Source organism: Colwellia sp. MEBiC06753 (assembly GCF_053470325.1).
In genome coordinates this window covers 63,611-88,838 of sequence record NZ_JBQMTM010000007.1, presented here as the reverse complement: position 1 = coordinate 88,838, position 25,228 = coordinate 63,611, and the positions used below count along the sequence as shown (strand labels likewise).

At 40.5% G+C, this 25,228-nt stretch carries 24 protein-coding genes; 3 read left to right on the top strand and 21 right to left on the bottom strand.

Translation table 11 applies throughout. The annotated features are described in order from the left end of the window. Window positions 1–3: 3 nt before the first annotated feature. The 12 genes from hemB to ftsY all read right to left on the bottom strand — a co-directional run bounded on the left by hemB (window position 4) and on the right by ftsY (window position 12,908). Window positions 4–1,011, bottom strand: a complete 1,008-nt coding sequence (gene hemB, locus ACOB82_RS07625; RefSeq protein WP_448212372.1) for a porphobilinogen synthase — start codon at window positions 1,009–1,011, stop codon at window positions 4–6. Then, complete coding sequence (locus tag ACOB82_RS07620; RefSeq protein WP_448212371.1) at window positions 1,004–2,902, bottom strand: sensor domain-containing diguanylate cyclase; 1,899 nt, start codon at window positions 2,900–2,902, stop codon at window positions 1,004–1,006. Before ACOB82_RS07620 ends, hemB begins: the two co-directional genes overlap by 8 nt. After that, on the bottom strand, window positions 2,899–3,678 hold the full coding sequence (locus ACOB82_RS07615) for a TatD family hydrolase (RefSeq protein WP_448212370.1): 780 nt from the start codon (window positions 3,676–3,678) through the stop codon (window positions 2,899–2,901). Before ACOB82_RS07615 ends, ACOB82_RS07620 begins: the two co-directional genes overlap by 4 nt. 9 nt (window positions 3,679–3,687) lie before the next feature. Next, window positions 3,688–4,248: a hypothetical protein gene (locus tag ACOB82_RS07610; RefSeq protein ID WP_448212368.1), complete on the bottom strand. Its 561-nt coding sequence runs from the start codon at window positions 4,246–4,248 to the stop codon at window positions 3,688–3,690. After that, window positions 4,245–5,003 carry a twin-arginine translocase subunit TatC gene (gene tatC, locus ACOB82_RS07605; protein ID WP_448212366.1) on the bottom strand — a complete coding sequence of 253 codons (759 nt, stop codon included), beginning with the start codon at window positions 5,001–5,003 and terminating at the stop codon, window positions 4,245–4,247. The genes ACOB82_RS07610 and tatC overlap by 4 nt, the downstream gene beginning before the upstream one ends. After that, window positions 4,984–5,388: a Sec-independent protein translocase protein TatB gene (tatB, locus tag ACOB82_RS07600; RefSeq protein WP_448212365.1), complete on the bottom strand. Its 405-nt coding sequence runs from the start codon at window positions 5,386–5,388 to the stop codon at window positions 4,984–4,986. The genes tatC and tatB overlap by 20 nt, the downstream gene beginning before the upstream one ends. 3 nt (window positions 5,389–5,391) lie before the next feature. After that, on the bottom strand, window positions 5,392–5,628 hold the full coding sequence (gene tatA / locus ACOB82_RS07595; protein ID WP_448212364.1) for a Sec-independent protein translocase subunit TatA: 237 nt from the start codon (window positions 5,626–5,628) through the stop codon (window positions 5,392–5,394). A gap of 145 nt (window positions 5,629–5,773) precedes the next feature. Beyond that, window positions 5,774–8,389: an EAL domain-containing protein gene (locus ACOB82_RS07590; protein WP_448212363.1), complete on the bottom strand. Its 2,616-nt coding sequence runs from the start codon at window positions 8,387–8,389 to the stop codon at window positions 5,774–5,776. Window positions 8,390–8,707: 318 nt separating this feature from the next. Further along, complete coding sequence (rpoH, locus tag ACOB82_RS07585) at window positions 8,708–9,574, bottom strand: RNA polymerase sigma factor RpoH (protein WP_448212362.1); 867 nt, start codon at window positions 9,572–9,574, stop codon at window positions 8,708–8,710. Window positions 9,575–9,890: 316 nt separating this feature from the next. Beyond that, window positions 9,891–10,865 (bottom strand): permease-like cell division protein FtsX, encoded by a 975-nt coding sequence (gene ftsX / locus ACOB82_RS07580; protein ID WP_448212360.1) that lies wholly within the window; start codon window positions 10,863–10,865, stop codon window positions 9,891–9,893. Then, window positions 10,858–11,559 carry a cell division ATP-binding protein FtsE gene (ftsE, locus tag ACOB82_RS07575; RefSeq protein WP_448212359.1) on the bottom strand — a complete coding sequence of 234 codons (702 nt, stop codon included), beginning with the start codon at window positions 11,557–11,559 and terminating at the stop codon, window positions 10,858–10,860. The genes ftsX and ftsE overlap by 8 nt, the downstream gene beginning before the upstream one ends. 125 nt (window positions 11,560–11,684) lie before the next feature. After that, window positions 11,685–12,908, bottom strand: a complete 1,224-nt coding sequence (gene ftsY, locus ACOB82_RS07570; RefSeq protein ID WP_448212358.1) for a signal recognition particle-docking protein FtsY — start codon at window positions 12,906–12,908, stop codon at window positions 11,685–11,687. 123 nt (window positions 12,909–13,031) lie between these two features. On the opposite strand from ftsY, the gene rsmD reads away from it, so the two are divergent. Continuing rightward, window positions 13,032–13,631, top strand: coding sequence for a 16S rRNA (guanine(966)-N(2))-methyltransferase RsmD (rsmD, locus tag ACOB82_RS07565; RefSeq protein WP_448212356.1), 600 nt, complete (start codon window positions 13,032–13,034; stop codon window positions 13,629–13,631). Window positions 13,632–13,665: 34 nt separating this feature from the next. On the opposite strand, the gene ACOB82_RS07560 is transcribed toward rsmD, so the two are convergent. The 4 genes from ACOB82_RS07560 to ACOB82_RS07545 form a co-directional block, all read right to left on the bottom strand. Next, on the bottom strand, window positions 13,666–14,427 hold the full coding sequence (locus ACOB82_RS07560) for a CPBP family intramembrane glutamic endopeptidase (RefSeq protein WP_448212355.1): 762 nt from the start codon (window positions 14,425–14,427) through the stop codon (window positions 13,666–13,668). A 21-nt stretch (window positions 14,428–14,448) separates the two neighbouring features. Continuing rightward, window positions 14,449–15,042 (bottom strand): YjaG family protein, encoded by a 594-nt coding sequence (locus tag ACOB82_RS07555; RefSeq protein ID WP_448212354.1) that lies wholly within the window; start codon window positions 15,040–15,042, stop codon window positions 14,449–14,451. A gap of 191 nt (window positions 15,043–15,233) precedes the next feature. After that, on the bottom strand, window positions 15,234–16,766 hold the full coding sequence (locus tag ACOB82_RS07550; RefSeq protein WP_448212353.1) for a hypothetical protein: 1,533 nt from the start codon (window positions 16,764–16,766) through the stop codon (window positions 15,234–15,236). 160 nt (window positions 16,767–16,926) lie between these two features. Next, window positions 16,927–17,676: a SapC family protein gene (locus tag ACOB82_RS07545; protein WP_448212352.1), complete on the bottom strand. Its 750-nt coding sequence runs from the start codon at window positions 17,674–17,676 to the stop codon at window positions 16,927–16,929. Window positions 17,677–17,892: 216 nt separating this feature from the next. Between ACOB82_RS07545 and ACOB82_RS07540 the strand changes: the two genes are divergently transcribed. Beyond that, complete coding sequence (locus ACOB82_RS07540) at window positions 17,893–18,771, top strand: EamA family transporter (protein ID WP_448212351.1); 879 nt, start codon at window positions 17,893–17,895, stop codon at window positions 18,769–18,771. Next, the gene (locus ACOB82_RS07535) at window positions 18,758–19,081 is read left to right on the top strand and encodes a hypothetical protein (RefSeq protein WP_448212350.1); all 324 of its coding nucleotides are present in this window, start codon (window positions 18,758–18,760) and stop codon (window positions 19,079–19,081) included. The genes ACOB82_RS07540 and ACOB82_RS07535 overlap by 14 nt, the downstream gene beginning before the upstream one ends. 8 nt (window positions 19,082–19,089) lie before the next feature. Here ACOB82_RS07535 and ACOB82_RS07530 read toward each other — a convergent pair whose 3' ends face one another. The 5 genes from ACOB82_RS07530 to ACOB82_RS07510 all read right to left on the bottom strand — a co-directional run bounded on the left by ACOB82_RS07530 (window position 19,090) and on the right by ACOB82_RS07510 (window position 24,969). After that, a complete protein-coding gene (locus ACOB82_RS07530) occupies window positions 19,090–19,494 on the bottom strand; it encodes a hypothetical protein (RefSeq protein WP_448212349.1) in 405 nt (134 codons plus the stop codon). A gap of 137 nt (window positions 19,495–19,631) precedes the next feature. Further along, window positions 19,632–21,263 (bottom strand): glucose-6-phosphate isomerase, encoded by a 1,632-nt coding sequence (gene pgi, locus ACOB82_RS07525; protein ID WP_448212348.1) that lies wholly within the window; start codon window positions 21,261–21,263, stop codon window positions 19,632–19,634. A gap of 430 nt (window positions 21,264–21,693) precedes the next feature. Continuing rightward, the gene (locus tag ACOB82_RS07520; protein WP_448212347.1) at window positions 21,694–22,473 is read right to left on the bottom strand and encodes a hypothetical protein; all 780 of its coding nucleotides are present in this window, start codon (window positions 22,471–22,473) and stop codon (window positions 21,694–21,696) included. Window positions 22,474–22,640: 167 nt separating this feature from the next. Then, window positions 22,641–23,504: a hypothetical protein gene (locus ACOB82_RS07515; protein ID WP_448212346.1), complete on the bottom strand. Its 864-nt coding sequence runs from the start codon at window positions 23,502–23,504 to the stop codon at window positions 22,641–22,643. A gap of 121 nt (window positions 23,505–23,625) precedes the next feature. After that, window positions 23,626–24,969 carry an amidohydrolase family protein gene (locus ACOB82_RS07510; protein WP_448212345.1) on the bottom strand — a complete coding sequence of 448 codons (1,344 nt, stop codon included), beginning with the start codon at window positions 24,967–24,969 and terminating at the stop codon, window positions 23,626–23,628. Window positions 24,970–25,228: the final 259 nt, after the last annotated feature.

The following is a 25,228-nucleotide window of genomic DNA, read 5'->3' as shown; positions in this document are numbered from 1 at the left end:
TTATTACGCTTCCTTAAGCCAGCGAGCTACTTGTTTCGCAAAATAAGTTAAGATGCCATCAGCCCCTGCACGCTTAAACGCGAGTAAACCTTCCATCACACAAGGTTTTTCTGCCAGCCAACCATTTTGAATCGCCGCCATATGCATTGCGTACTCACCACTTACTTGGTAAGCATAGGTAGGCACAGCAAAGTTATCTTTAACTCGACGAACAATATCTAAATACGGCATACCAGGTTTCACCATCACCATATCAGCACCTTCAGCAATATCTTGAGCAATTTCATGTAGTGCTTCATCACTATTGGCCGGATCCATCTGATAGGTATATTTATTGCCACCTTTTAAGTTGCCGCTTGAGCCAACTGCATCGCGGAATGGACCATAATAGTTAGACGCATATTTTGCCGAATAAGCCAAAATACGCGTATTGACATAGCTTTCGGCTTCTAATGCTTCACGAATAGCGCCAACACGACCATCCATCATATCGGATGGTGCAACAATATCGGCACCGGCAGCGGCATGAGATAGCGCTTGTTTGACTAAAATATCTTTGGTGACTTCATTAAGTACATAACCATCGTCATCAATAATGCCATCTTGACCATGAGTGGTAAATGGATCCAACGCAACATCGGTAATAACCCCTAACTCAGGAAATTTAGCTTTAACTGCACGTACAGCTTGTTGCGCTAAGCCGTCAGGATTGTAGGCTTCTTCAGCCATCAGCGACTTATGCTCTGCTGGTGTTACAGGAAATATGGCAATAGCAGGAATTCCCAATGCAACTAGCTCTTCGGCCTCTTCAAGCAATAAATCAATACTTTTACGCTCAACACCAGGCATAGAGTCGACCGTTTGTCGTTGGTTTTCACCTGGCAAGATAAATACCGGATAGATTAAGTCATTAACTGTCAGTTGGTTTTCAGCCATTAAACGACGAGAAAAATCATCTTTACGCATACGTCGCATGCGACGAGCTGGGTACTGACCAAAAGCATTAGTCATCAGAATGTTCCTTTAGTAATAGTTCAGCAGATATTTCTTGGGTTTGCACCTGATTACGGCCATTGCGCTTAGCGCGGTATAAGGCTTTGTCTGCAGCAAAAAAGATATGAGAAGGTTCGATATTATCTTGTTGCAGATAGGTTGTAACTCCGCAACTGGTCGTAAGCGAAATATGCTGATCTTGGTAAATAAAATCAAATGATTCAATTGACTTGCGAAGCTCTTCCGCCAGCGCAACAGCGCCAGCAAGCTCAGTGTCTGGTAGAATTAAACAAAACTCTTCGCCGCCATAACGACAGCCAATATCAGTACTACGTTTTAAACTCTGTTTAATGTGTTGCGCTAGCCAACTTAAACACTGATCTCCAGCCAAGTGACCATAGGTATCGTTAACTTGTTTGAAATAGTCTAAATCCACTACAACTAAGCTAAGTGGCGTTAAATTACGTTTGCTACGGCGATATTCGGCCAACAGTCGCTGATCGTAAAAACGACGATTATAAAGGCCAGTAAGTTCATCTATCGTATTTTTTTGCTCAAGTTCTTGGTTAAGTATTTCCAACTCATTAAGCGCGATATTAAGCTCTAAGGTGCGTTCCTGAACTCGCTGTTCAAGCTCTTCTTGTGCTTCTGTTTGAACTTTTAGTAGTTTCTCATTGGCGTTTTTTGACGCTACCGCATTAAGTAATGCCTGTTTCTGCGCATGATGCTTATCGGTTAACTGATAGTAATACTGACGACAAATAAGCAACACCACCAAAATGGCATTAAAGGTAAACGATAAATTCATTATCAATAGCGTTTGTTTAAATAGTGCCAAGCCAAAATAAACGCCAGCAAACAAGCTTACGGTAAACAGCACCTGAATTGACATAGTGACAAAATACAAGAAAGCGATTCGAATTTTCTGTTGGTGCAGATATAAACCGTACAATGCCAGCATGAAAAATAGGCCGAGCGACATAACGCCAATAGCTAAGGAACTTATGCTTGCTGGCATAAAGAAACTAGCCACAATAAACACAACAAACACTAGGCTTACTAACCTAAACGCTAAAATAGCCCTAGGCATTTTGGTTTTTAAGCGGAATAAATAAGCTGTAAACCACAGATAACAAATAACCGAAGCTGAGGCATAAATCGATAGTTCTATACCTCGTAATTCTGGTTGCTCAGGAAATAAATAAAATAAATGACTGCCTTGTTGTACCGATAACAATAACGCTCTAAATATAAAATAGGCAGATAAAAACAGTAACGTAGCGTCTTTTGCAGCGAAATAGAGTAAGAAGAAAATAACCGCAATAAATATTAAGCCACCAGTGACAAAACCGGTTTGATATTGATTGGTACTTATTGTTGAAACAAAGCTCTGTGTATCAGTAACATCAAATGGAATGCTGGTATCTATATCGCTGTTAATTTCAATATAAATGGTTTTTGCATCATGAGAATCAAGCAACAACTCAGTTGCCCAACGATTATTTGGCTGAAGCTTAGCAAACAGATGCGTTAAACCACTGAAAGCGTCTGGCATAAACACATTTACCGAGCGCACATCCGCTTTATTTCCTAATAGTAAATACGCAGATAGTGAATTGTTTCCAGGGTTGTATATCGATGCCTTAAACCAATTAATACCTTTATGCAGGAACAACTGTTGTTTTTGCGAAGTTGCCTGCCAATTTTCATCAGTCTGTACTAAGACATTAGCAGGAGAGATATCATCAGCTAATGGTGATGAAAAAGCCATTACCGACAATAATTGAATTTGATTATTCGTATTAACTTTATGCGCAGGAACATAATAAGCGTTAGCACTGGCAGGTAAGCTCAACCAGGTTAACATAAGCAGGGTAATCAATATGCTCAGGCTTCGAGTTGGCGTCATAGCATAAACACCTTTTTAGCGTTATTGGTGCTGCTTTGAATAACCTCTTCAACAGAAACTTTTTTTAATTCAGCAATTTTTTCAACAACATAAGGTAAGTATTTAGGCTCATTGCGACTACTTTTAGGTCGAGGTCTAATTGTGCGAGGAGTTAAATATGGCGCATCTGTTTCAATCATCAAACGCTCAAGTGGTAGCGCTTTTACCGCTTGCTGTAACTCAGCGCCACGACGTTCATCACAAACCCAGCCTGTTATGCCAATATACATTCCCGCATTAAGACATTGCTGCAGCTCGTCTTCATTGCCAGTAAAGCAATGCGAGACCATTGCCGGCACAGCTGAAATATAATCAGATAAAATTGCTAACCAAGGCTCAAAAGCATCACGTTGATGTAAAAACAGCGGCAAATTTAGCTCTGCCGCTAATGCCACTTGTTGCTTAAAAACCTTTATTTGTTGCTCGGGTTTAGAAAAGTTTCGATTGAAATCCAAGCCACATTCGCCTATCGCTTTTACTTGGCTATGCTTAGCCAAACGCGTGAGCTGTTCAATATAATCGTCGGCGACATTATCGGCATAATGAGGATGGACACCAGCAGTGCAAGAAATTACTTGCGGATATGTTTGGGCACAAGCCAGTGCTTGCTGACTTTCCTCTACACTTGTTCCAGTAACCAGCAAGTGCGTAAGACCATGAGCTAATGCATCGTCGACTACTTGCTGACGGTCATTATCAAATCGCTTGCTAGTAAGGTTTACCCCGATATCTATCACGCTTAATTCTTATTTAATTCGTTTTACTCTGATCGTGCGGTTAGTATCTGTTTTCTTCAAATAGAAAGCGTTCATAACACCGCGCTTTATGATAACTACATCACCTGATGCATATTTAACGAATTTTTCAGTATCCTTTTGTTCCCACTGCTGACCATTTTCAAACTCAAACTGCCATTTTTTTCGCAAATTTTGCTTAGCAGACTTCACAACAAACTCCACTTCATCAACGGAATCAATGTGCTTTTGTTCTTGACCAAAAATAGCTTGCGCTGAACCTGCTTGCTGAGTAACAGTTGGCTCTGTAAGTACTTCTTTCGGCGTAATATCAGCCGCTTTAGCTTGTTCAACTTGAGGCGATGCTTGAATATTTTTCCCGACACTTTCTTTTGCTTCTAGCGTTACATCATCAGCAGTTTTCGCCGTTAACGACTCAACAACCTTGTCGTAACAAACAAGGCGTTGCAAGCTATCTTGCTGCCCTTGGCAAGCAAGTAACGCGGTTTCTAATGACTGCTGTGCAAAAACTGACCATGAACAAAGGGTCAGCATTAATACATATTTTTTCACTTCTCTTCCTCTAACTCTTGTGACGAGTCTTGTTCTTTTTTGTGGTAAAAGGACGCCAAAATTAACCCTAATTCAAATAACATTAGCATCGGCACCGCTAATAATGTTTGAGAAATTACATCCGGTGGCGTCAACAACATCCCGGCAACAAACGCAGCAACAACAATATATGGGCGCTTTTTTCTCAAGTTGTCAGGGCTAGTAAAACCAGTCCAGCACAGCAACATTATGGCAATAGGAATTTCAAATGCTGCGCCAAAGGCAAAAAATAGTTTAAGCACAAAGTCTAAATAACTACTTATGTCGGTAGCGATAGTAACGCCTTCAGGAGCAACTGAGTTAAAAAATGAAAAAGCCAGTGGAAATACGACAAAGTAAGCGAAGCTAATGCCACCATAAAACAGTAACGTGCTGCCAAACATCAGCGGCGCCACTAGCCGTTTTTCATTGCTGTATAAACCCGGGGCAATAAAGGCCCAAACTTGAAAAAGAATTAACGGCATCGCTAAGAAAATTGACAGCACTATGGTCAGTTTAAATGGTGCAAAAAACGGCGACGCAACGTCGGTTGCGATCATCTGCGTACCTTCTGGCATGGTTGCTAATAATGGCTCTGCCAAGTATTGGTAAATGTCTTGAGCAAAATACACTAAACAGCAAAACACCACTAGCACACTCACAACCGCTTTCAACAAACGACTACGCAGCTCGATAAGATGATCAAATAATGTGGAATTAGCTTGGCTGGTTGTCATTAGCCGATTTATTCTCTTTGGTTGTAGAAGCTTCTGCTGAGCTTTCCTCTGGTGAACTGGCTAAAGCTTGATCGAAAGACTCCTGAGTCGGTTGCTGATAAGGTCGATTTACCATATCAGCAGCTTCTTTTAAGCTTTTCACAGAATCGGCAACATCCGTCGATAGGTTCTTAAAGTCGCTTTGTTCTGCTTTTTTTAAATTTTCATGCAGCTCGTTAATTCTAAGCTCTTCTTTGAGCTCAGTTTTCACAGACTGGCTAAATTGGCGAATGCCATTAACCCAATCTCGAACTGTACGAATAGCTACCGGTAAGCGCTCTGGCCCTAAAACCACTAGCCCAATAATGGCAATGAGCAATAATTCCCAAAAGCCAATATCAAACATAAATTATGCTCGATCTTTAGCTTTTGAAGATTCTGTTTCTGCAGCAGTTGACTTGTCAGCAATTGACTCTGCTTCAGTAGTGGTAGATTTTTCCGGCTCATTTTCATCAGTAACCGCTTTTTTAAAGCCCTTAACTGCTGAACCTAAATCTGAGCCTAAATTACGTAACTTCTTAGTACCAAATAATAAAACCACGATCACGGCAATAATTACTAATTGCCAAATGCTGATCCCACCCATAAATTACTCCTATCACTAAATTGTGATTATTATACCCAAGCCATTAGCAAATGGTATTAATTTTAAGGTGGAATAGCAAAGGTAAGACTGGCAGGATTATTCACTTAGGATAATGGCTAACATCACCAATAAAAACTACGCTAATTTAAGCACAGCTTTGATCTTTATCTTGATTAGCTGTCGCCATATTTGCCAGTTTGACCGGTTTACTTATGTGGTAACCTTGACCAAAGTTACAGCCAACTGAGTGCAATAAGTTTAATACTTCTTCTGTTTCAATACCTTCAGCAACTAGGCGGTAGCCAAAGTTATTACCAAGCTCTTGCAGCGCCTTAACTAACGATAGTTGTTTTTCATTTGAACCAATAGCGCGGATAAAGCTGCGATCAAGTTTAATAAATTCAAACGGATAACTGTGTAAAAAATTAAACGATGACATGCCAGCTCCATAATCATCTAAGGCCAGTTTAACACCAAATTCTTTAAGCTTACGTAACCCTTTAAGGGCAAGCTCATTGTGTTGAAGAAATGCTGACTCATTAAACTCCAAAATTAACCGTTGCGGTTCAATTTGCTGCTCGGTAATTTGTGCCATTAATTCCGCTAGTTGATTGGGTTGAGAAAGGTAGCGGCCAGAAAGGTTAATTGCGATCAGTGCATTTTGGTATTCGTCTTCCGACTGCCATAACCTTAAGCGCTGTCCAACTTCGGCAATGATCCAGCGCTCAATTTCGACAATCATTCCTGTTTCTTCAGCAAGGAATAAAAATTCACTAGGGGTTAATAGCCCTTTTTTCGGGTGTTGCCAACGAAGTAAGGCTTCAAAACCAACTGTTGCTGAAAAATTCAAATCAGCAATTTGCTGATAATGTAATTCAAATTGCTGCTGTTTAATTGCTACTCTCAATTCTTGCTCTAAGGTCATGGTTGCTAGCAATTGCTCCCGCATGCTGTCATCAAAGAACACATATCGACCACGGCCTAAGCTTTTTGCTTGATACATTGCAGCATCAGCATCTCGCAATATCTCGCCGGCATCTTGATAGTTGGGATTACATAACGCAATACCTATACTTGCACTTGAATATAAGCAATGTCCATCTATCTCAAATGGCTGAGATATAGCGGTAATAATTCTATCAGTAACCTCTTCAATGTCATCAACAGCATTTAACGAATCAAGCAAAATAACAAATTCATCGCCGCCCAATCGCGCCAGTACATCATTATCACGCACACACTTTAATAATCGACGGGCTATTTCCTTCAGAAACTCATCACCCGTGTGATGGCCTAACGTATCATTGATAACTTTAAAACGATCTAAGTCTATAAATAGTACGGCAAAGCTATGCTCATCATGGCGTTTAATATGGCGTAGTGCATGTTCTAGACGGTCATTAAACATTGCTCGATTTGGCAATTGCGTTAGCGCATCATGGTGCGCTTCAAAATATAATTGCGATTCCGCTTTTTTGCGCTCTTCAATTTGCATACGCAAATTTAAATTAGTTGCCTGCAGCGCTTCTGTGCGCTCATCAACTAATTTCTCTAATGACTCTTTACTTTGCTCAACAATAGCTAAGTCACGCTCACGTACCATTACGCTAGTAATTTGTTGAGCGACAAATCGAAAGAGTTCAATATGCCGCTCTTCGAATGACCCGTGATCAAATCGCTGAGTAGCAATTACACCAATAGCTTTACCTTGGTACATCAAAGGAGCCGCTAGCCAAGTTTGTGGATGCCCCTTTTTATCTTCACACCAGTCAATCGTGCCTTGCTCTTTTTTGCCATTACTTAACAAAGTGGTTAATTTTCCCTTTGATAGCAGCATTGGTTTAGCTATTTTTATTGCTAGCGCGACAAAACTTTCAACTTGCTTAGCTGCGCCTATCCCCACAACGTTATTGTCGCGGTAGTAAGGATAAACGCACTTTTCTTCGTTCTCAGTAATAGAAGCAATATATAAATTTTGCAGAGGAATAAGCTTAGCAATATGCTCATGAACTTGAGCAAACGTCACCGCTAGTTGCTTAGAAGTCGCAACACTTTCAGAAATTGATAGAAGCACTTGTTGGACACTATCGATTTTTTGCCGTTCATTTATTTCTAACTGCAAGCGGCGATTGGCATCGGTAAGCTTGCGAGTACGCTGCGCTATCTTGTCTTCAAGTAATGCTCGGCTTTTTACCCTATCGATCGCAGTCACAATATGCTCTGCGATAAAACTCAGTAATTGACAGTCTCGGTCATCAAAATAAAGGTTTTCATCGTAACTTTGGAGGGCTATAACCCCAATGACCTGGTTACCACGCCTTAACGGCACACCTAACCAATCTATAAATTCAGAGCCATATAATACGATTTTTTCAGCTTTGGCCAGCGCCTTACGCTCGGCAGCATCACAATGCAAAGGCGCTTTATTAAGATAAACCAGCCCAGTCAAGCCTTTACGCCAATTTGTAAATTCAACGTGTTCAACTAAGCGATGTTCAACCGGGTTGTGGCAAAAAACAATATCTAAATTGTTATTGTTGGCAAGCGCGATATGAACGCTATTAGTGGTAAGTAGCGAGTCGATAATATCAACCAGCGCACAGTAAAAATCATCCAGATCAGTAACCGTGCTCGCCAGCTCCGACAATTGCAGCAAACTCGCCTGCATTGTTTTCACTTGACGATACTTTTTAAGAAGTGATTTTAATTTAGGAAGTTGACGTTGTGCTAACGTTATTTCCGTTGTATCCGATCCGTCCAAGGAAACTCTTCTTGTTATAATTATTAGTATTATTTTTAGGCAGCTAGTCTAACAAAATAAATGAGATTGGCTAGAGTAAGCTGATGCTTTTTTCACCAAAATTAACAGGTTTTTATTAATTTAACCTTTATAAGTAACAATCAATTAACATTGTTAGCATTAACATTAGGGTAAAGCTGAGTTTCCTTGGCTGTGAAACTAAGTTGAAAAAGCAGAGAATAGCTTATCTCTCAACTATATTTTTGACAATAAAAAGCCGGGACTAACCCGGCTTTTTAATCTAAATGTTTTTGGCAGTTAAACGAATTAAATTTATGCTTAAATACTCATAGCATTTTTTAATTTCGATAACGCATTTTTTTCTAACTGGCGAACACGCTCTGCAGAAATATCATACTTGTCTGCCAATTCTTGCAATGTTGATTTATCTTCATCTAACCAACGAGTGCGTACAATATCTTGGCTACGGTCATCTAACGTAATTAATGCAGAAGATAGCTTAGTATTTGCATGCTGTTCCCAGTTAGCTTCTTCAACACTCGTTGCTAAGTCAGAGTGCGTATCTTCCAAGTACTGAGCTGGTGAAAAGCTTGCGCTGCTACCGGCATTATCATCGTCATCTGAAGACAGCTCAAATGCTTGGTCTTGGCTGCTCATACGCGATTCCATTTCCAAAACATCTTTGGTGCTAACACCTAATGTTTCAGCAACATTGCTGACTTCTTCATTACTGAACCAACCTAGACGCTTTTTATTTTTGCGTAGGTTAAAGAACAACTTACGTTGTGCTTTTGTGGTAGCAACTTTCACAATACGCCAGTTTTTAAGCACGTACTCATGAATTTCTGCTTTAATCCAATGCACTGCAAATGAAACCAGTCGCACACCCACTTCTGGGTTAAAGCGTTTAACTGCCTTCATTAAACCTACATTACCTTCTTGGATTAAGTCTGCTTGTGGCAGGCCGTAACCTGAATAGCTTTTAGCAATATGTATCACAAAGCGTAGATGCGACATAATTAACTCTTGTGCCGCTTGTAAGTCATCTTGCTCATGTAAACGAGTCGCAAGCTCATGCTCACGCTCTGCACTAAGCACAGGAATGCTATACGCAGACTGGACATATGCTTCAATGCTACCGCTTTGCGGTACAGTTAATGCCATTGATTGCATTGATTTACTCATTTGAAACCTCGATTTACACTAAAAACTATTGAATGAATTCTATAGTAGGCTCGCGATACTAACATGGTTTTTACAATGATGCGACCTTGAGAATAAATTTTATTATTAGACCGGTCAGTCTAGTATAAACTTTCAATAGCTGCCAATTTAATTGGCTTATTTTATCTGGCCAATGATGTCATTTAGATGACAATGCCATACTTAGAATAACGATTATAAGCATAGACTGGGCTAAACCGCAGTATCGAAACGTAAGAATATGTTACTAAGGTTGTTACAAATCAACTTTGATTGAAATATTTGCTAGTAATAACGTTTAGTCTGCTGTTGGTTCTATCGCTTTAATATGTTGCCTTACAGAAAGGTAACTACCCGCTAAACCTAAGCTTATTGCAGATAAGATTAGCGTAATATTTTCTTTAAATGACAGCGTTTCTAGTGCGAAACTGCTGTGGTAAAGGTTAGTAAGCTCTGTCATAGCAATTGATAAATAGTGGGCTAGGGTAAATATCGCTATATTGGCAAACAAGCCACCTAAAATGCCGTACCAAAAACCGGCATACATAAATGGACGCTGAATAAAGCTATCTGTAGCTCCCACTAGCTTCATCACTGCAATTGCATCTTTTTGACTTAAAATTGCCAGCCTTATGGTGTTACCAATAATCAATACTACTGACAAACATAGGAGCAAGGCTACTGATAACACAATATCTTCAATAAGCTTAGCCATCGCCTCTAAACGGGTCAGCCATTCTAAATCAAGTTTGCCTTGATCGACCTCACGCTCTTTTTCAAGCTTGGCTAATAAGTCTCGCGCCGCATGGGATTGACCGGCACGCTTAGTGGGAGTGACCAGTACAGTAGCCGGCAGCGGATTACTACTTAAATACGCCAATGCATCACCAAAACCTGAATTCTTCTTAAAGTCAGTCAACGCCTGATCTGAAGAAATATAAGTGACCGATTCCACTTCAGGGTAGAGCTCTATCCTACTAACAAAGTTTTTTGCTGCTTTATCATCGACCGACAATTTCAAAAACAAGGTGATTTCTGAAGCTGAGTCCCATTGGTTGATAACATTGTTAGCGTTTTTAACAAATAAGTGCAAAGTTGCTGGCAGTGTTAAGCTAATACCGAGTACCAATAACGTCATCAAGGTAGTAAAAGGGGTGCGCCATAAGTCACCTAAACTGCCAATAGCCTGCTGCAAATGACGAATTGGCAATGAGATCAGTCGTTGCTTAAGACTTACTTTTTGATCAGGGCTATTTTGAAAGTAATTATTCACTTACCATTTCCTGCTCTGTATTTAAGCCCTGAACTACACCATCGGTGATCATGGCACCATTTTTTAAGGTTAGTGTTCGATAACGCATTCTGGCAATTAATCCCAAATCATGGGTTGCAACCAACACAGAAACCCCAACTGCATTAAACTCTTCAAACAGCTTAATAATATCTAACGATAATTTAGGATCTAGGTTCCCCGTTGGCTCATCTGCCAGAATAATAGGGGGTTTATTGACAATTGCCCGAGCGATACCAACACGTTGTTGTTCACCACCAGACAGGGTATATGGATAACACCTTAGCTTACTGCGTAGATGCACTTTATCAAGCGCTGCATCGACGCGCTTTTGAATTTCTTTACGGCTATAGCCTTCAATAATCAGTGGCAACGCAACGTTGTCATATACGGTACGATCCATTAATAAATTATGATTTTGGAAAATCATGCCAATATGGCGTCGAAGATAAGGAACTTGGCTGTAGCTTAGGTTAGATACATCTTTCTGATTAATTAAAATACGGCCAGAGCTTGGCTTTTCCATTAAGCTAATCAACTTTAATAAGGTACTTTTACCGGCACCTGAATGACCGGTTAAAAAAGCCATTTCGCCAGGGGCAATAGTAAAGCTCACGTTTTTTAACGCGAGAAAGCCACCGGGATAGGTTTTATTAACTTGGTTAAAGCGGATCATTTTTAATTCTTATAAAAAAGCCACGAAGTTTACGTGGCTAAATTGATTAATACCGCTCTATTCTTATCAAGAACACAGCTAATTGCAATTATTCTTAACTAATTGGCTAAATAAATATGAGGATATTAAGACTCTTTGTCGAAAAGCGCTGCAATAAAGTCTTCGCTATCAAAACTACGCAAGTCATCAATACCTTCACCAACACCAATAAAGCGAATGGGGATCGAATATTTGTCAGCAATGGCAAAAACAACACCGCCTTTTGCTGTACCATCTAATTTTGTTAGCGTAATGCCAGTTAAGTTGACCGCTTCATCAAACAGTTGCGCTTGACTTAAAGCGTTTTGTCCAGTACCTGCATCTATGGTTAACATCACTTCATGGGGTGCATTTTCATCGAGCTTTTTCATGACACGCACTACTTTTTTCAGCTCTTCCATCAAATGACCTTTATTTTGAAGACGACCAGCCGTATCAGCAATTAACACATCAACACCGCGGGCTTTAGCCGCACTGATCGCATCAAAAATTACCGAAGCACTATCGGCACCCGTATGTTGAGCAACAACTGGAATGTCATTGCGCTCGCCCCATACTTGCAATTGTTCTACCGCAGCGGCTCTAAAAGTATCACCCGCCGCCAGCATTACTGACTTGCCTTGTGCTTGTAATTGCTTGGTTAATTTACCTATGGTGGTGGTTTTACCGACACCATTTACACCAACCATTAAAATAACGTATGGCGAATCACTTTCTGGGATAACTAATGGCTGTGCCACCGGCTCGATCAACTGCTTTAATTCAATCTTTAATAAATCATAAAGTGCTTCTGCATCGTTTAATTGTTTTCTTGATGCCGATTCAGTTAACGAGTCGATAATTTTCATCGTGGTATCAACACCAACATCAGCCAGCAGCAAATGCGTTTCTAGCTCTTCGAATAGCTCATCATCAATTTTCTTACCACGAAATAGATCAAAAATGCCACCACCAAGGTTTTGGCGGGTTTTTGATAGGCTTTGCTTAAGACGCGAGAAGAAACCAGCTTTTGGCTCTGGCTCTGGCTCTGGCTCTGGCTCTGGCTCTGGCTCTGGCTCTGGCTCTGGCTCTGGCTCTGGCTCTGGCTCTGGCTCTGGCTCTGGCTCTGGCTCTGGCTCTGGCTCTGGCTCTGGCTCTGGCAAGACAGCATCAGCAACTTCCGTTGATGGTTCAAGCGTTTTTTCCACTAATTCTTCTTCGATAGCGACCGATGTTTGCTCAACATTTTCGCTAACCGTCTCTTGTTCGTTTGCCTTGTCTTTATCAGAGCCAAGACCTAACCAGGAAAATAAACCTTTTTTCTTTGCCATTGTATTTACTATTAAATTCTTTGATTGTCGGCAAATTCATAGCCAACAAGGGGTGATTAGAGCTAAAATTGGCGGCTATATTATCATCTTATTTAGCCGCAAAAAACTAAAGACCGATTTCAAATGAAAAAACCCTCAAGAAGCTCGTCTAACGCTACTAAAAATCGACCGCAGCAAACCAGTGCCATCAGAATTATTGCGGGTAAACATCGTGGCCGTAAATTACCCGTCATTGATGCTCAGGGTTTAAGACCGACCACCGACAGAGTCAAAGAAACGGTATTTAATTGGTTAATGGCCTATGTTGACGACAGCCAATGTTTAGACTGCTTTGCTGGTGCAGGTAGTTTAGGTTTTGAAGCCCTGTCTCGCGGCGCTGCTCATATCACTATGCTAGAGCTGAATAAAACCGCAGCTAAACAATTACAAGCCAACAAAGCGTTACTTAAAGCAGATAATATCGATATTTATCAAACTGATACGCTAAATTTTCTTGAAAATCCGACAACTCAATATAATTTAGTGTTTATTGACCCGCCATTTCGCCAAGGGTTAGCGCAACAAGTTATCGAGAAACTAGCATCTGGTTGGTTAAGTGTTGGTGCAATGGTGTATGTAGAAACCGAAGCGGAAATAGCCTCGCTTTCTATTCCTGAAAACTGGCAACTACAAAAAGAAAAAACTGCCGGACAAGTGCGTTATCAACTTTATAAATTACAATAACTTATTTTTTATAAAGTTCCTTTTAACGCAGTGATTAAGTAAAAGTAAATAGTGCAACCATAGAAAGTATATTGCAGGTCATATGGGCAACAATAGATAGCCCAGTGCTATTAAAAAACGCTCGTACCCAAGCAAAATAAAGCCCCAAAACAAAGACCATTAACACACCTAGCATACTGTACTGACTATGAATAACAGCAAAAAGCGCACTAGTGATCAGTACAGCGCCAGTTAGTTTTAACTTTGTTTGCACCAAGCGTGCAAATAAAAAACCACGGAACGTTAGCTCTTCAACAACCGGCGCGAATACACAAATATTTAAGCAAATAAACCAAATGGGCAAAGATGAATTTCTAATTTGCTGCATAAATGGCTCTTCTGGTAGATCTATAATAAAGCTCAATAAAGTAAATCCCCCCCAAAAAGCCATGGACAGCAATATAACTTTTAGCCATAGCAGCATTGGCTGAGGTGATAACTTTAAATATTCCTTAATTGAACTGCCATCACCAATATATTTAGCCAATAAAAGTAAGCTTGGAAACACGATAAAGTAAATACTAAACGTCATCACCATCATGGTTTCAACTTGCCTAAACCATGCTCTGACATCAGCTATTTCTTGATACTCTGCGTATACCCCAAAACCTAGGCCGGCCAATGTAGTAGGAACAAAAAATAAAACTAACGCCCAAAAGCCTGTGACAATAAGAGAGGGAGAAGAGGGCTCCATCGGAATTTTAGCCTGCATCAATTTGCGAGGCGCCGTCTTTGGCACTTTTTTGACATCATCCATTGTCGCCCAGTTTTCCTTTAGTTAATTGATTTCTATACCAAGATTAGACAAACCTTCTTCAAGCACCATGGCTTTTGCCTGGTCTAAGGTCGCTTTAGTTTCTGGCGCATTTTTTAAAAAATCAAATAGCTCGTTTTGAGTATCTCGCTCCCAAGCCATCAATGGGTGCTGATTAATATCGGCTTCCGTTATATCTTGATCTTCATCTAGCGATTCAGCCAATAACAACTCTACATAATAACTCACGCTATTGTGGGATAGGCGCGACACATTGGCAAATTCTTGCAAGTCTTTACTTTGAAGCCCTTGTAGTAATGACATCATCGCCATGCAGACATCTAATGCTGGAAATACGCCGAAAAAGTCAAATGCTTCTGGATCTGGCGTTTGCATTTCAAGCTTTTCTAACTGCGCATCAATGTTAAATTTAACTTTCTGGCTAGGATCAAGTTTTTGCCAAAGTGTATTCAATTGATTTCGAATGACACTGGCATCACCAAACTCTGCCGCTTGTGAAAACATTTGGTAATTCGGCAACATGCGTTCTAGCAACGCACAGCAGAACGCAGTTTGTTGCCAATTAGATAACTTGGCAAACGGCAAATGAATAGCCATAAATTAAACACTCATCTATAAAAACAGCCGCCATTATATCAAAACGCGTTATAAAAGCTTGTAAAGCGAACTATTTAGCCCTAACAGCAAAACATAAAACCTAAGGTTTAGTTGTTGTGATAATTGGTAGCAGCGTAAGTCACCAATGAAAAAAGGGGTCAGTGAAATCTGGGTAATAAATAGCTTGTTAGTTAATCTTGCTGCAATTGTTGCTGCGCATATTCAAACCGCAGACGATATTCGCGAATTTGATCTTCTAACTCACTGACGACCGTTTCATGCTTGGTGGTCAATTCCATATTTTCATCGCGTAGATATTTGATGGTTTCTCGGGTGTTGTCGTTATCTTGCTCAAACTTATCTTTCGCTGTTGCCAACCTTTGAATAGCTTGCTGCTCAGCGTTCACAGCCTTTTGCATTTGCTGTTTAAGTTCATCAATCGTGCTTTGTTGCATCGCCACTTGTTCAGTCGCTTGTTGGTGATTGTTTTCTAGCGTGGCTACTTGTTCGGTCAATGCCTCTATTTGCTGAGTAAAATGAGACTCACCATTGCTAAGTTTTTGTGATAATTCATCATTAACTTGCTGATCCAATTCATGCTGCTTTTGCGCCAAGGTCAATTGATTAGTTAAGGTTGCAGCTTGCTCTTTAAAATCTTTAACATGTTGTTGTAGCACTTCAAGATTACGCTGAAGTTCTTGCTTATCTGCGTTAAGTTGTTGCACTTGTTGCTGATGAATTTCGCTTGCCGCTTGGTGTTCTTCATTTAATTTAGTTGCTTTATCTAGCGAGCCAGAAGTCATTTTTAATTCAGCTTCCAACTGAGCTATTTGCTGCGACATACTTGCTTGCGTTTGCTGGCTCTGCGCAACTGTTTGTTCGGTTTCAGCTAAACGCTGATTTGTTGCAGCAAGCTGCTGTGTAAGCTCTTCATTGGCAGCAGTTGAAGTAGCTAACTGCTTGCTTAGCTCACTATGTTGTTGAGCAGCCGTTGATTTTTCCGAGTCTAGTAGACTTTGTAATTCTGCAACCTGCTTAGCCAGTGATTCAGACTTTTGTTGTTCACTAGCCAATGCCAACTTCACTTCGCTGCTTTCATCACTTAACGTTGACTGTAAGTGCTCTAGTGCGCTACTCGCTTCGTTATACTTGCTATTTAATTCTGAAATTTGTTGGTTTTGAACTTCTAATGTAGCGGTTTTTGCTTTATCCGCTTTTAATAAATTGGCTTCTTTTTGACTAAACTCGGCATTTTCTGCAGTTAGGCGTTCAACATTACTTTGCGCATCTGCCAAGTGCTGTGTAGCCTGTTCGTGATCTGTTTGTAGATGTGTTAGTTGATCTTCCAGCTTCGCTAGTTTATCGAGCTTTTCTTTAAGTATCTGCTCAGTATCGGTTAATTTCGCCGAGTTTAGTTCTGTGAGCTTCTTAACTTCTTGCTCACTAACTTCGAGCTTTTCTGTAAGCGTGGTAATTGCTTGATTAAGCTGTTCTATTTCGGAAGTATCAGCATTTTGTGTAGCAGAAATGCTTGATTCTAGCTCTTGCTGTTTTGCTAATGCGGCTTGATATAGCGGGTGCTGTTTAATGACGTCATCAGTTACAGGTTGTTCAATAGACGATAAAATATTCGCTACTTTTTCTTCAACCTGAATATAAACCTCGCTAGCAAGGCTTTGAATTTGCTCTTCCAGTTCCTTGGAGAGTTTATTTGAATCTGCCATCTAATCCTCGTTATCAACCACATAACTTAGCAATGGAGTTAAAACTACCACAGGTCGTAATAGTTGTTAACATTTATCCAGCACACTCGACAGTGTGGTTGATTTTCAGCAATAAAAAAAGGGCGCATAGGCCCTTTTTTAATAATAAGATGTTTTTTGCTTATGCTTGCACTGGCAAAATTTGTACGCCAGCTACTTTCGCGTCACTCTTTTCATTGCGAATTTGCGCTAATCGGTTGATTTGGCCAATAGACGCTAACATTGAATGAATAGGAATAAATAAACCACGCTTGTGATAATCCAAAACAGTCTCATCAGATAATTCTTTTAATTTAGGTTCTTTAATCGTGTGAACACCAACAATTTTCTTTTTCTCGCCATTTTGGAACGAGATGACTAGCTCTACTTCTTCAAGTAGTTCTTTTTCTAACATTTCTTGAATAAATTTTTCAGTCATTACTTCGTTTTCATATAAACGACCTAATGTTTCCTGAATGTTTTTCATTAAATCTGTTTCATTGCCGTTGTCGTCAAATAACGCGAGTTCTTTGTCTTCACCAACAAACTCGCTGTCAATATCAACACAAGCGGTTAATGTTTTTTCTTTCTCTGGATCTAAACCTAAAGCAAATGGTGCCATGCCAACACTTTGTGGTGCATATAAGCCAGTCCAGTTATCGCCGTCTAAAAATAAGTTTTCGCCAGTTTCTAAACCTAACATCGCCACACTGCGGTAACGGTTAGTTTCTGGATCTTTTACGATAAATACTGGGTAGCTCATTGCGCCTTTAGCAAATTCTGACGCTGTAATTGGTACTATGTGCAAACCCGCAATGTGCTTTAAGCTGCGAGTTGCTGAAATTTTTAAATTTTGATGTTGTTCTTTTCTAAGTGGTACTAAATTTGCCATGGCAATAATTCTCTTTCTCTGACTACAACTAAATACCGCAATGGCATTAAGAAGATTTTTATTATGTTGCTTTAGACATGGTGTCGTGTTGAAACAGTTTCAAGCGATAATTTCAGTTTTTTTCGATAATTTATTTACCTAGGTTTATTTATTGGCTATTCAACAGGGCAAATATGCTAATATCTCAGCAGGTTATCTCGGTTATTAAGGTGTCACTTGAAAGCACTTATTTTTGTATCAATTCTTTGGGCTTTTTCATTTGGCATGATTAAAGGCGAATTAACGGGTATAGATCCAACTTTAGTCTCGGCAATTCGCTTATTACTGTGCGCCTTAGTATTTTTGCCATTCCTTAAAATAAACACCTCACAAAAGCTTAGCGTTAACTTACTTGCCTTAGGCGCAGTTCAATTTGGCGTAATGTATTGGGCATATATTCAATCTTATCAATACCTGCCCGGTTATTTAGTGGCGGTGTTTACTATTTTTACACCTATTTATGTTTACACGATAAATGGTTTTATAACCCGTCAATTCAGGTTTAGCAGTCTATTGCCAATTATTGGTTCGATTTTGGGTGCAGCAATTATAGTTTATAAATCACCGAACGCAGAACAGTGGCTTATAGGCTTTTTAATTCTGCAAATTGCTAATGTAGCATTTGCTTTTGGGCAAGTTGGTTATCAGCGGCTAACAACAAACAGTGTTTTGTCACAGCAAGCTTCTAACCATTTGAACAATATGGCGATAATGTATATTGGCGCAGCTATTTTTATGATGATTACTGTTGTAGCCGGACAGACATATCAAGGGCTATTAGACATTTCTGCGCGTCAGTGGCTGGTATTGTTATATTTAGGAGTAATAGCATCTGGTGTTGGTTTTGCGGCTTGGAATTATGGTGCTAAGCAGGTTTCCACCAATACGTTAGCCATTATGAATAACGGTTATATTCCATTCGCGGTGATATTTTCGTTAACTTTATTTAATGAATCAGCCGATATTAGCCGATTAGTGGTTGGAAGCGCTATAATGTTAGGTTGTTTATGGTTAATAGAACATCAGCAAGTGAGGGCAAATAATGACAGTAATTAATCGCTATCTGCGCTACTTATTATTGATACCCATGTTAATTTTGCCGCTTGAAGCTGTGGCGATACCCAATATCACCACCGAATTTGCTCGCAATATCGAAGGTTTAATGCGAGTGAAAGTGATCAACCAAACAGCACGGGTATTAGCTTGCTATGTAGCAATTGATGGCCACAAGATAAAATTTAAACTGGGTATCAGGGCACACTCTCGCTGGTATAAAGCATTAAACAAAAACTATAACGCCGACAGTTTTAGCGTATGGTGCGACTATATTGAATTACACCCTGACTACCAAAATTTAAAGTATTAAGACTTTCATTATTTTAACGCGACTTCTTTACCATTAATCACGTAAACATCATTACCTTGAGGAATGCCACTACATTGCTGTTCTGGCACTGGGCACCAATCGTCAACAACCAATAGCTGATCGCCAGATTTAACAATATAGCGCCAGCCATATATTAGTTTTTTATGTTGTTGAGCTGCTGTTTTAGCACCAATAATACCACCAAGTATTTTTGCCGCATCATTGCCACTACCACTGCCAATAGCCGAGCCAATTCCCACCCCGATTGCCGCCCCCAGTAACGGCTTACCATTTGAGCCTACATGGGTCGTAATGACATCCGCTTTATCAATAACTCCTTCAACTATTGTTGACTGAGCAAGTACTAAACTAGGAGCCATGGTGGCTATCAGTGCTAACGCAAATTTTTTCATAAATGCCTCTCAAGTAACTGGCGATAAAATATACTGCTAAACTAATACTAGTTGTTAATAAATAGTTAAACTATCATTTTTTGTAACTTTTGCCGATAAAGTTGTTTAATTTCTACTTTAATTAGAATAAACACCCCTTATTTTCGCTGGCGATAGCGCTTAATTAAGCCATTGGTTGAGCCATCCATAGTTAAAGGCGACGACTTATCAGAAAGTTTAGCCAAAACTTTATTACCTAGGGCTTTACCAAGCTCCACTCCCCACTGATCAAAGGAGTTAATCTGCCAAATCACACCTTGCACAAACACTTTTTGCTCATAAAGCGCAATTAAACTACCCAAAGTTTTTGGATCTAAACGGTCAAATAATAGGGTATTGCTAGGTTTGTTACCTTTCATTACTTTGTGACTGGATAGGTTAGAAATTTCCTCTGGCTTACTTTTGGCTTTTTTCATGGCAGCAATCACTTGCGCTTCACTTTGCCCTTCCATTAGCGCCTGACTTTGGCCAAAACAGTTGGCTGCCAACATATCGTGGTGGTTTTCATAATCACAATCTGGAATCAATGGCATAATGAAATCAACCGGAATAGGGGTTTTACTTTGGTGAATCAACTGGTGAAACGAATGTTGACCATTAGTGCCTTCACTACCCCAAATAATTGGGCCCGTATCATAGCTTGCTTCTCTATTTTCTAACGTGACTGACTTACCGTTGCTTTCCATATCCAATTGTTGAATATACGCCGGCAAGCCCCGTAAATAATGATAATAGGGCAGCAGCACTTGCGACTGTGCACCGTGGAAATTTCGGTACCAAATGCCAAGCAAGGCTAATATTACCGGCATATTTTGTTTTAGTGGCGCCTGTTTGAAATGCTGATCTTGCTCATAAGCACCAGTAAGAAATGCATGGAAATTATCATAACCAATGGCTAACGCTAAGGGTAAGCCGATTGAAGACCATACAGAATAGCGACCACCAACCCAGTCCCACATCGGGAAAATATTGTCTTTATTGATACCAAACTGTTCTGCAGCTTCAATATTGGTAGAAACACAAGCAAAGTTAAATTGAACATCGGCTTGGGTTGCAGAGGCTAAAAACCACTCTTTTGCTGATTGTGTATTTCGCAAGGTTTCTTGCGTGGTTAAGGTTTTTGAAGAGGTAATAATTAATGTTGTTTCAGGGTTCAAATTCGCCAATACATCACGCAAATGGCAGCCATCAACATTAGCAACAAAGTGAACATTAATATGTTTTTGTCGATAAGGTTTTAACGCTTCCGACATGATTTTGGGACCTAAAAACGATCCGCCAATGCCAATACTAACAATATCGGTAAATGCCTTACCTGAATAACCCGTTTTACGTCCAGTTGACACCGCTTCAACAAAATATTTCATTTGCTTACGGCTTGCTTCAATCATTGGCATAACGTCTTCACCATCAACATAAACTGGCTGACCACTAAAGTTTCGTAATGCCGTATGTAATACAGCCCTGTGTTCAGTAACGTTAATCTCGCTGCCACTAAACATCCGATCACGTTGTTGTTCAACTTCAGCGGCTCTTGCCAATGCTACCAATAACTTGATACTAGTTTCGTTAATATGGTTTTTTGAATAGTCTAGGGTTATTCCTGCTGCTGTTAAGCTATAACGCTCAAAACGCTGCTCGTCTTGCTCAAACATCGTTTTCATATGTAGATCACATATTTCTTGATAATGAGCTTGAAGTTCTTTCCATTCTTTCATCGACGAGAGCATAATTTTTGAATTCCTAATAAGTTGATAAACTTTTTCGCAACTAATGATTAGCGATTGCCAGCTTATTATCGAAATAAGAAAGCAATAAGTATTTTACTTTATATCTTATCAATTTATACAAACGTCCAGCATTTTCAACCGGCATAACAAAAAGAAATTACGTTCAAAACCTTTCATTACTAGTTGCAAATAATTAAACACTCACTTTATTGGTAACTAAATTGTGTTGACCTAAATGCCATATCTTAGCAATACTTAATGGCAGGGCTAATTGCTTACACATTTAAAACAAAAAAGCCGAGTATCAAGGTGACTCGGCATTAATTCTAATGCAGACCTCAGGTTAAATATTAAATTTTCATATAGAGCTCATGGCCAAGGTAAGATGCTTAGACCAGCAAGAGCTCAGTTAATCAGTTTAATTTTTTTGTTAAAATTTGATTTTAGCGCCCGCAAATGGGCCGCCAAAATCCAGGCTGTCAACAAGATCGGAATCCAACTCCCATTTTAAATAGCGATAGCCAAAGCTGAAATCAAAACTATTGAAGCGGTAATTTATTGCTAGTGACCCCTGAAAGGTCCAATCAGAATCTCCCGCCCCAATGTCCGCAAGATAGGAGGCATACCAGTTTTTGTTAATGTCAGTTTTACCGTGTAAGCCAATGAAACCATCAATAATATTATCAGTATCATTTTCCTTCAGCGTAAATGGTGACAGCGGAGGAGAGGATTTGGCAATGATTGTTGTTTCGAGGCTAAGATAGCGAAGCCCTCCATACAACCTTAATACAGATCGATCCGAACGAGCAATTTCATAACCGGCAAACGGTGAGACAAGCCATGCTTCCAGCTCTACGCTGTCAAGAGTAACATCAGTAGTTACCGGAGCATTAACATCATCTTTGACATCGAGGTAAATGATATCCGATCCAATACTCCATTTGTTCTTTTGCGCGACAACAGTCGCCATTCCGCCTAACTTGAGATTATCAATCAAATCATTAAATGAAATGTCAATGTCGTCGCCAGCTACCGTATCGAGCCCCACATCCGCCCCCCATAAATAGATTTCAGAGCCGAATTTCCAGCCATCTTCAGCCTCTGCAGCTGCTGCTGCACCACAGGCCAGACTTGCACTAACAATAAAAGCATTTAAGGCGGTGACACCTGTTTTCAGAACATCCTTTTTTACTTTTTGTTTAATAACCATATATAGTTCCTCAATGACATTAGAATTGAATAATTTGTTAGATACCTGCTAAACATTTACTGAACCAGGTTAGTTTTATAGACCCACTCTCGAGAACGAATTAATCACCAGAGGGTGGGTCTTGACTACTATAGTTCTTTCGCTTGTAGTAAACAGTTATAAAACTATTACCAAGGCAATGGCACAACTGGCGCAATCTGGAAACGAATCTGATAATCCGGCCCAAACGCATCAGCCTGCTCGACGTATTGCCAATATTGCACCGATAGTTTGAGTGGCATGTTGCCCACTTTGATGGTCTTTGACACACCAATACCTAAGGGAAAGGTCCAACGATCCCCACTCTCTGCCTCGTGGTTGTACGAGAACGTCGGCTGCATCTGAATCTGCCAGGCGTTTTTCAGGTTGTAGGTAAAAAAGTACTGACCGCCGGTGATACTGGTATCAAAATCATCATCACCGCCAATATCCCATTGATGCGTTAACAACAAACCATAAAAACCCCATGAAGAGCCCTTGCCAATGAGGACTTCTGGTCCCGCTAGGTACTGACCAAGACCGAGTGCATCGTCTGTTGCGGTATCTAAGGTGGCCACTACGCCGCCCACCAAAATAACACCATTGCTCATCGTTTTACCGATTGCCGCATCTAAGGAGATATCCCCGAGCTCAACATCAGATTGTTCAAATTCACCTGGTCCAACCGGAACCGGTTGACTGGAAAACACGGGAATTAAGGGGCGTAAAAAAAAGTTAGTGCCATCTCCCAATGAATAGGGCAAGGATGGCTGAAAATTTAGTTTATAGCCTGACTGCCCATCGGCATTGGGCAGGTCTCCTTGATAGCGGACATAATCCATTTGAAAGGCCAAAAAACCCAAATTGGTATTGGGGTTGGCTAACTCTTTTGCTACTTCATCTGCTGACATTTTTTCATGGCTGCTCTCTTGTGCATTAGCCAGTGATGACCAGCTCACAAAGACAGCTGCAACCAGAGTGGTCATGCCAAATATATTGTTGATGTTTTTCATCAAAAAATATCCTTTTTAATAATTCAAGCAATTTCTGAAGTAGAAAAAAAGCTGTTATAACAAACGCTGAATTTCTTGTAAAACAGCCATCACTCAATTGCTTGAAATTAGTTTCATCTAATTAAAGTGTATTCTTAAAAATTTTGCCATCTTTCATAATGATCTTCAGATTTTTCTGTTCTGTCACTGCACTCAGGTCTTCCAGAGGGTTGCCGTCAACCAGCAGCAGGTCTGCATACGCGCCTTCTTTGACAACACCCAGCGCGCCATCAGGATAAGGATCACGCAGCCCGCTCATTTTAAACAATTCACCCGCGGTTCCCGTTGCCATACGCAGGATCTCAGCTGGCTTATACCAGGGCAGTAAACGTTCCATCATTTGCGCCTGCTCTGTCGCAACTTCCTTCGGCACAAAGAATAGATCCGTACCGTAGGTGATTTTTAATCCTTTAGTTTCTTTCGCTGTTTTGTAGACGAATTCGGTGCCCTTACAAACAACTGCCAGCTTCGAGTTACCAAAATCATCCAACTGTGGTTCACTACACTCGGTAAACGGCTGCGTACTTAGAAAGACACCTTCTTTAGCCATTCTTTTAAGTGTTTTCTTATCGAGCAGTTGGCCATGGCCAACATCTTTAACACCCGCATCAATTGCTACATTGATGGTTTCCGGGTGATACGCATGAATGGTCACATAGGTTTGCCAGTTGGCTGCTGAATCCACAGCGGCCTTAATTTCATCGAAGGTATACTGATTACCCAATAATGGGTCTGACGGAGAAGAATACCCCCCCCCTGCCGCCAATTTAACTTGTGAAGCACCACGGCGCAGGTTTTCCCGAGCCGCTGCCATGACCAGTGGTACACCATCAGCAAGCGTGCCATAGTTTCTTTCGAAAACACTAGGAATTGAACCTCCGAACTGAGGATTACGCTGGTTTGGTAATCGAAAATCGCCGTGCCCGCCAGTTTGGGAAATGACACTGCCGGATGGGTAAATACGAGGACCTGATACTAACCCCATATCGATGGCTTTCTTCAGTCCAAAGACATCTCCACCCATATCACGCACCGAAGTGAAGCCTCGCATCAGCATGGCTTCTGCATCCACTACAGAATAGATGTATGCGAAGCCAGGATCACCCGCAATAAGTGCCATCTGTGGCAACGTAACCATGCCCATATGGGTATGGGTGTCCGAAAGTCCCGGCATTAAGGTTTTACCACCACCATCGATTACCAACCCACCGGCTGCCGCCAACTTCTCGGTAGAAACTGCAGTGATTTTATTGCCGGTAACAACGACATTGGCATTCCTGATCAACTTTTCACTATTGCCATCGAAGACGTTGACATTGGTGAACAGAATCGGGCCATCGGGTTGGTCTGCTTGTGCTACTACCACGTATCCACAAAATGCAATCACGCCTGCTAAGATATTTGATACAAATCGATTGTACTTCATTGTTTACTTTCCTCTTTTTAAATTTTTGCACTCATTTTCTAATTGGCTGCCCCGGCGCTGCATCCTGTAACAATTCACCGTTTTCAATAACAGGTTTACTCATTACCAAAACGTGAGACATCGCTTCGGATGCACGAACCGGGTTTACATAACTGGCATTAGCTTTGACATCATTTAAATCGAAAACCATTATGTCAGCAGCCATCGCAACTAAAGCCAACTTTTCTTTGTCATCTGAGGTAATTATCCTTCTATTGAC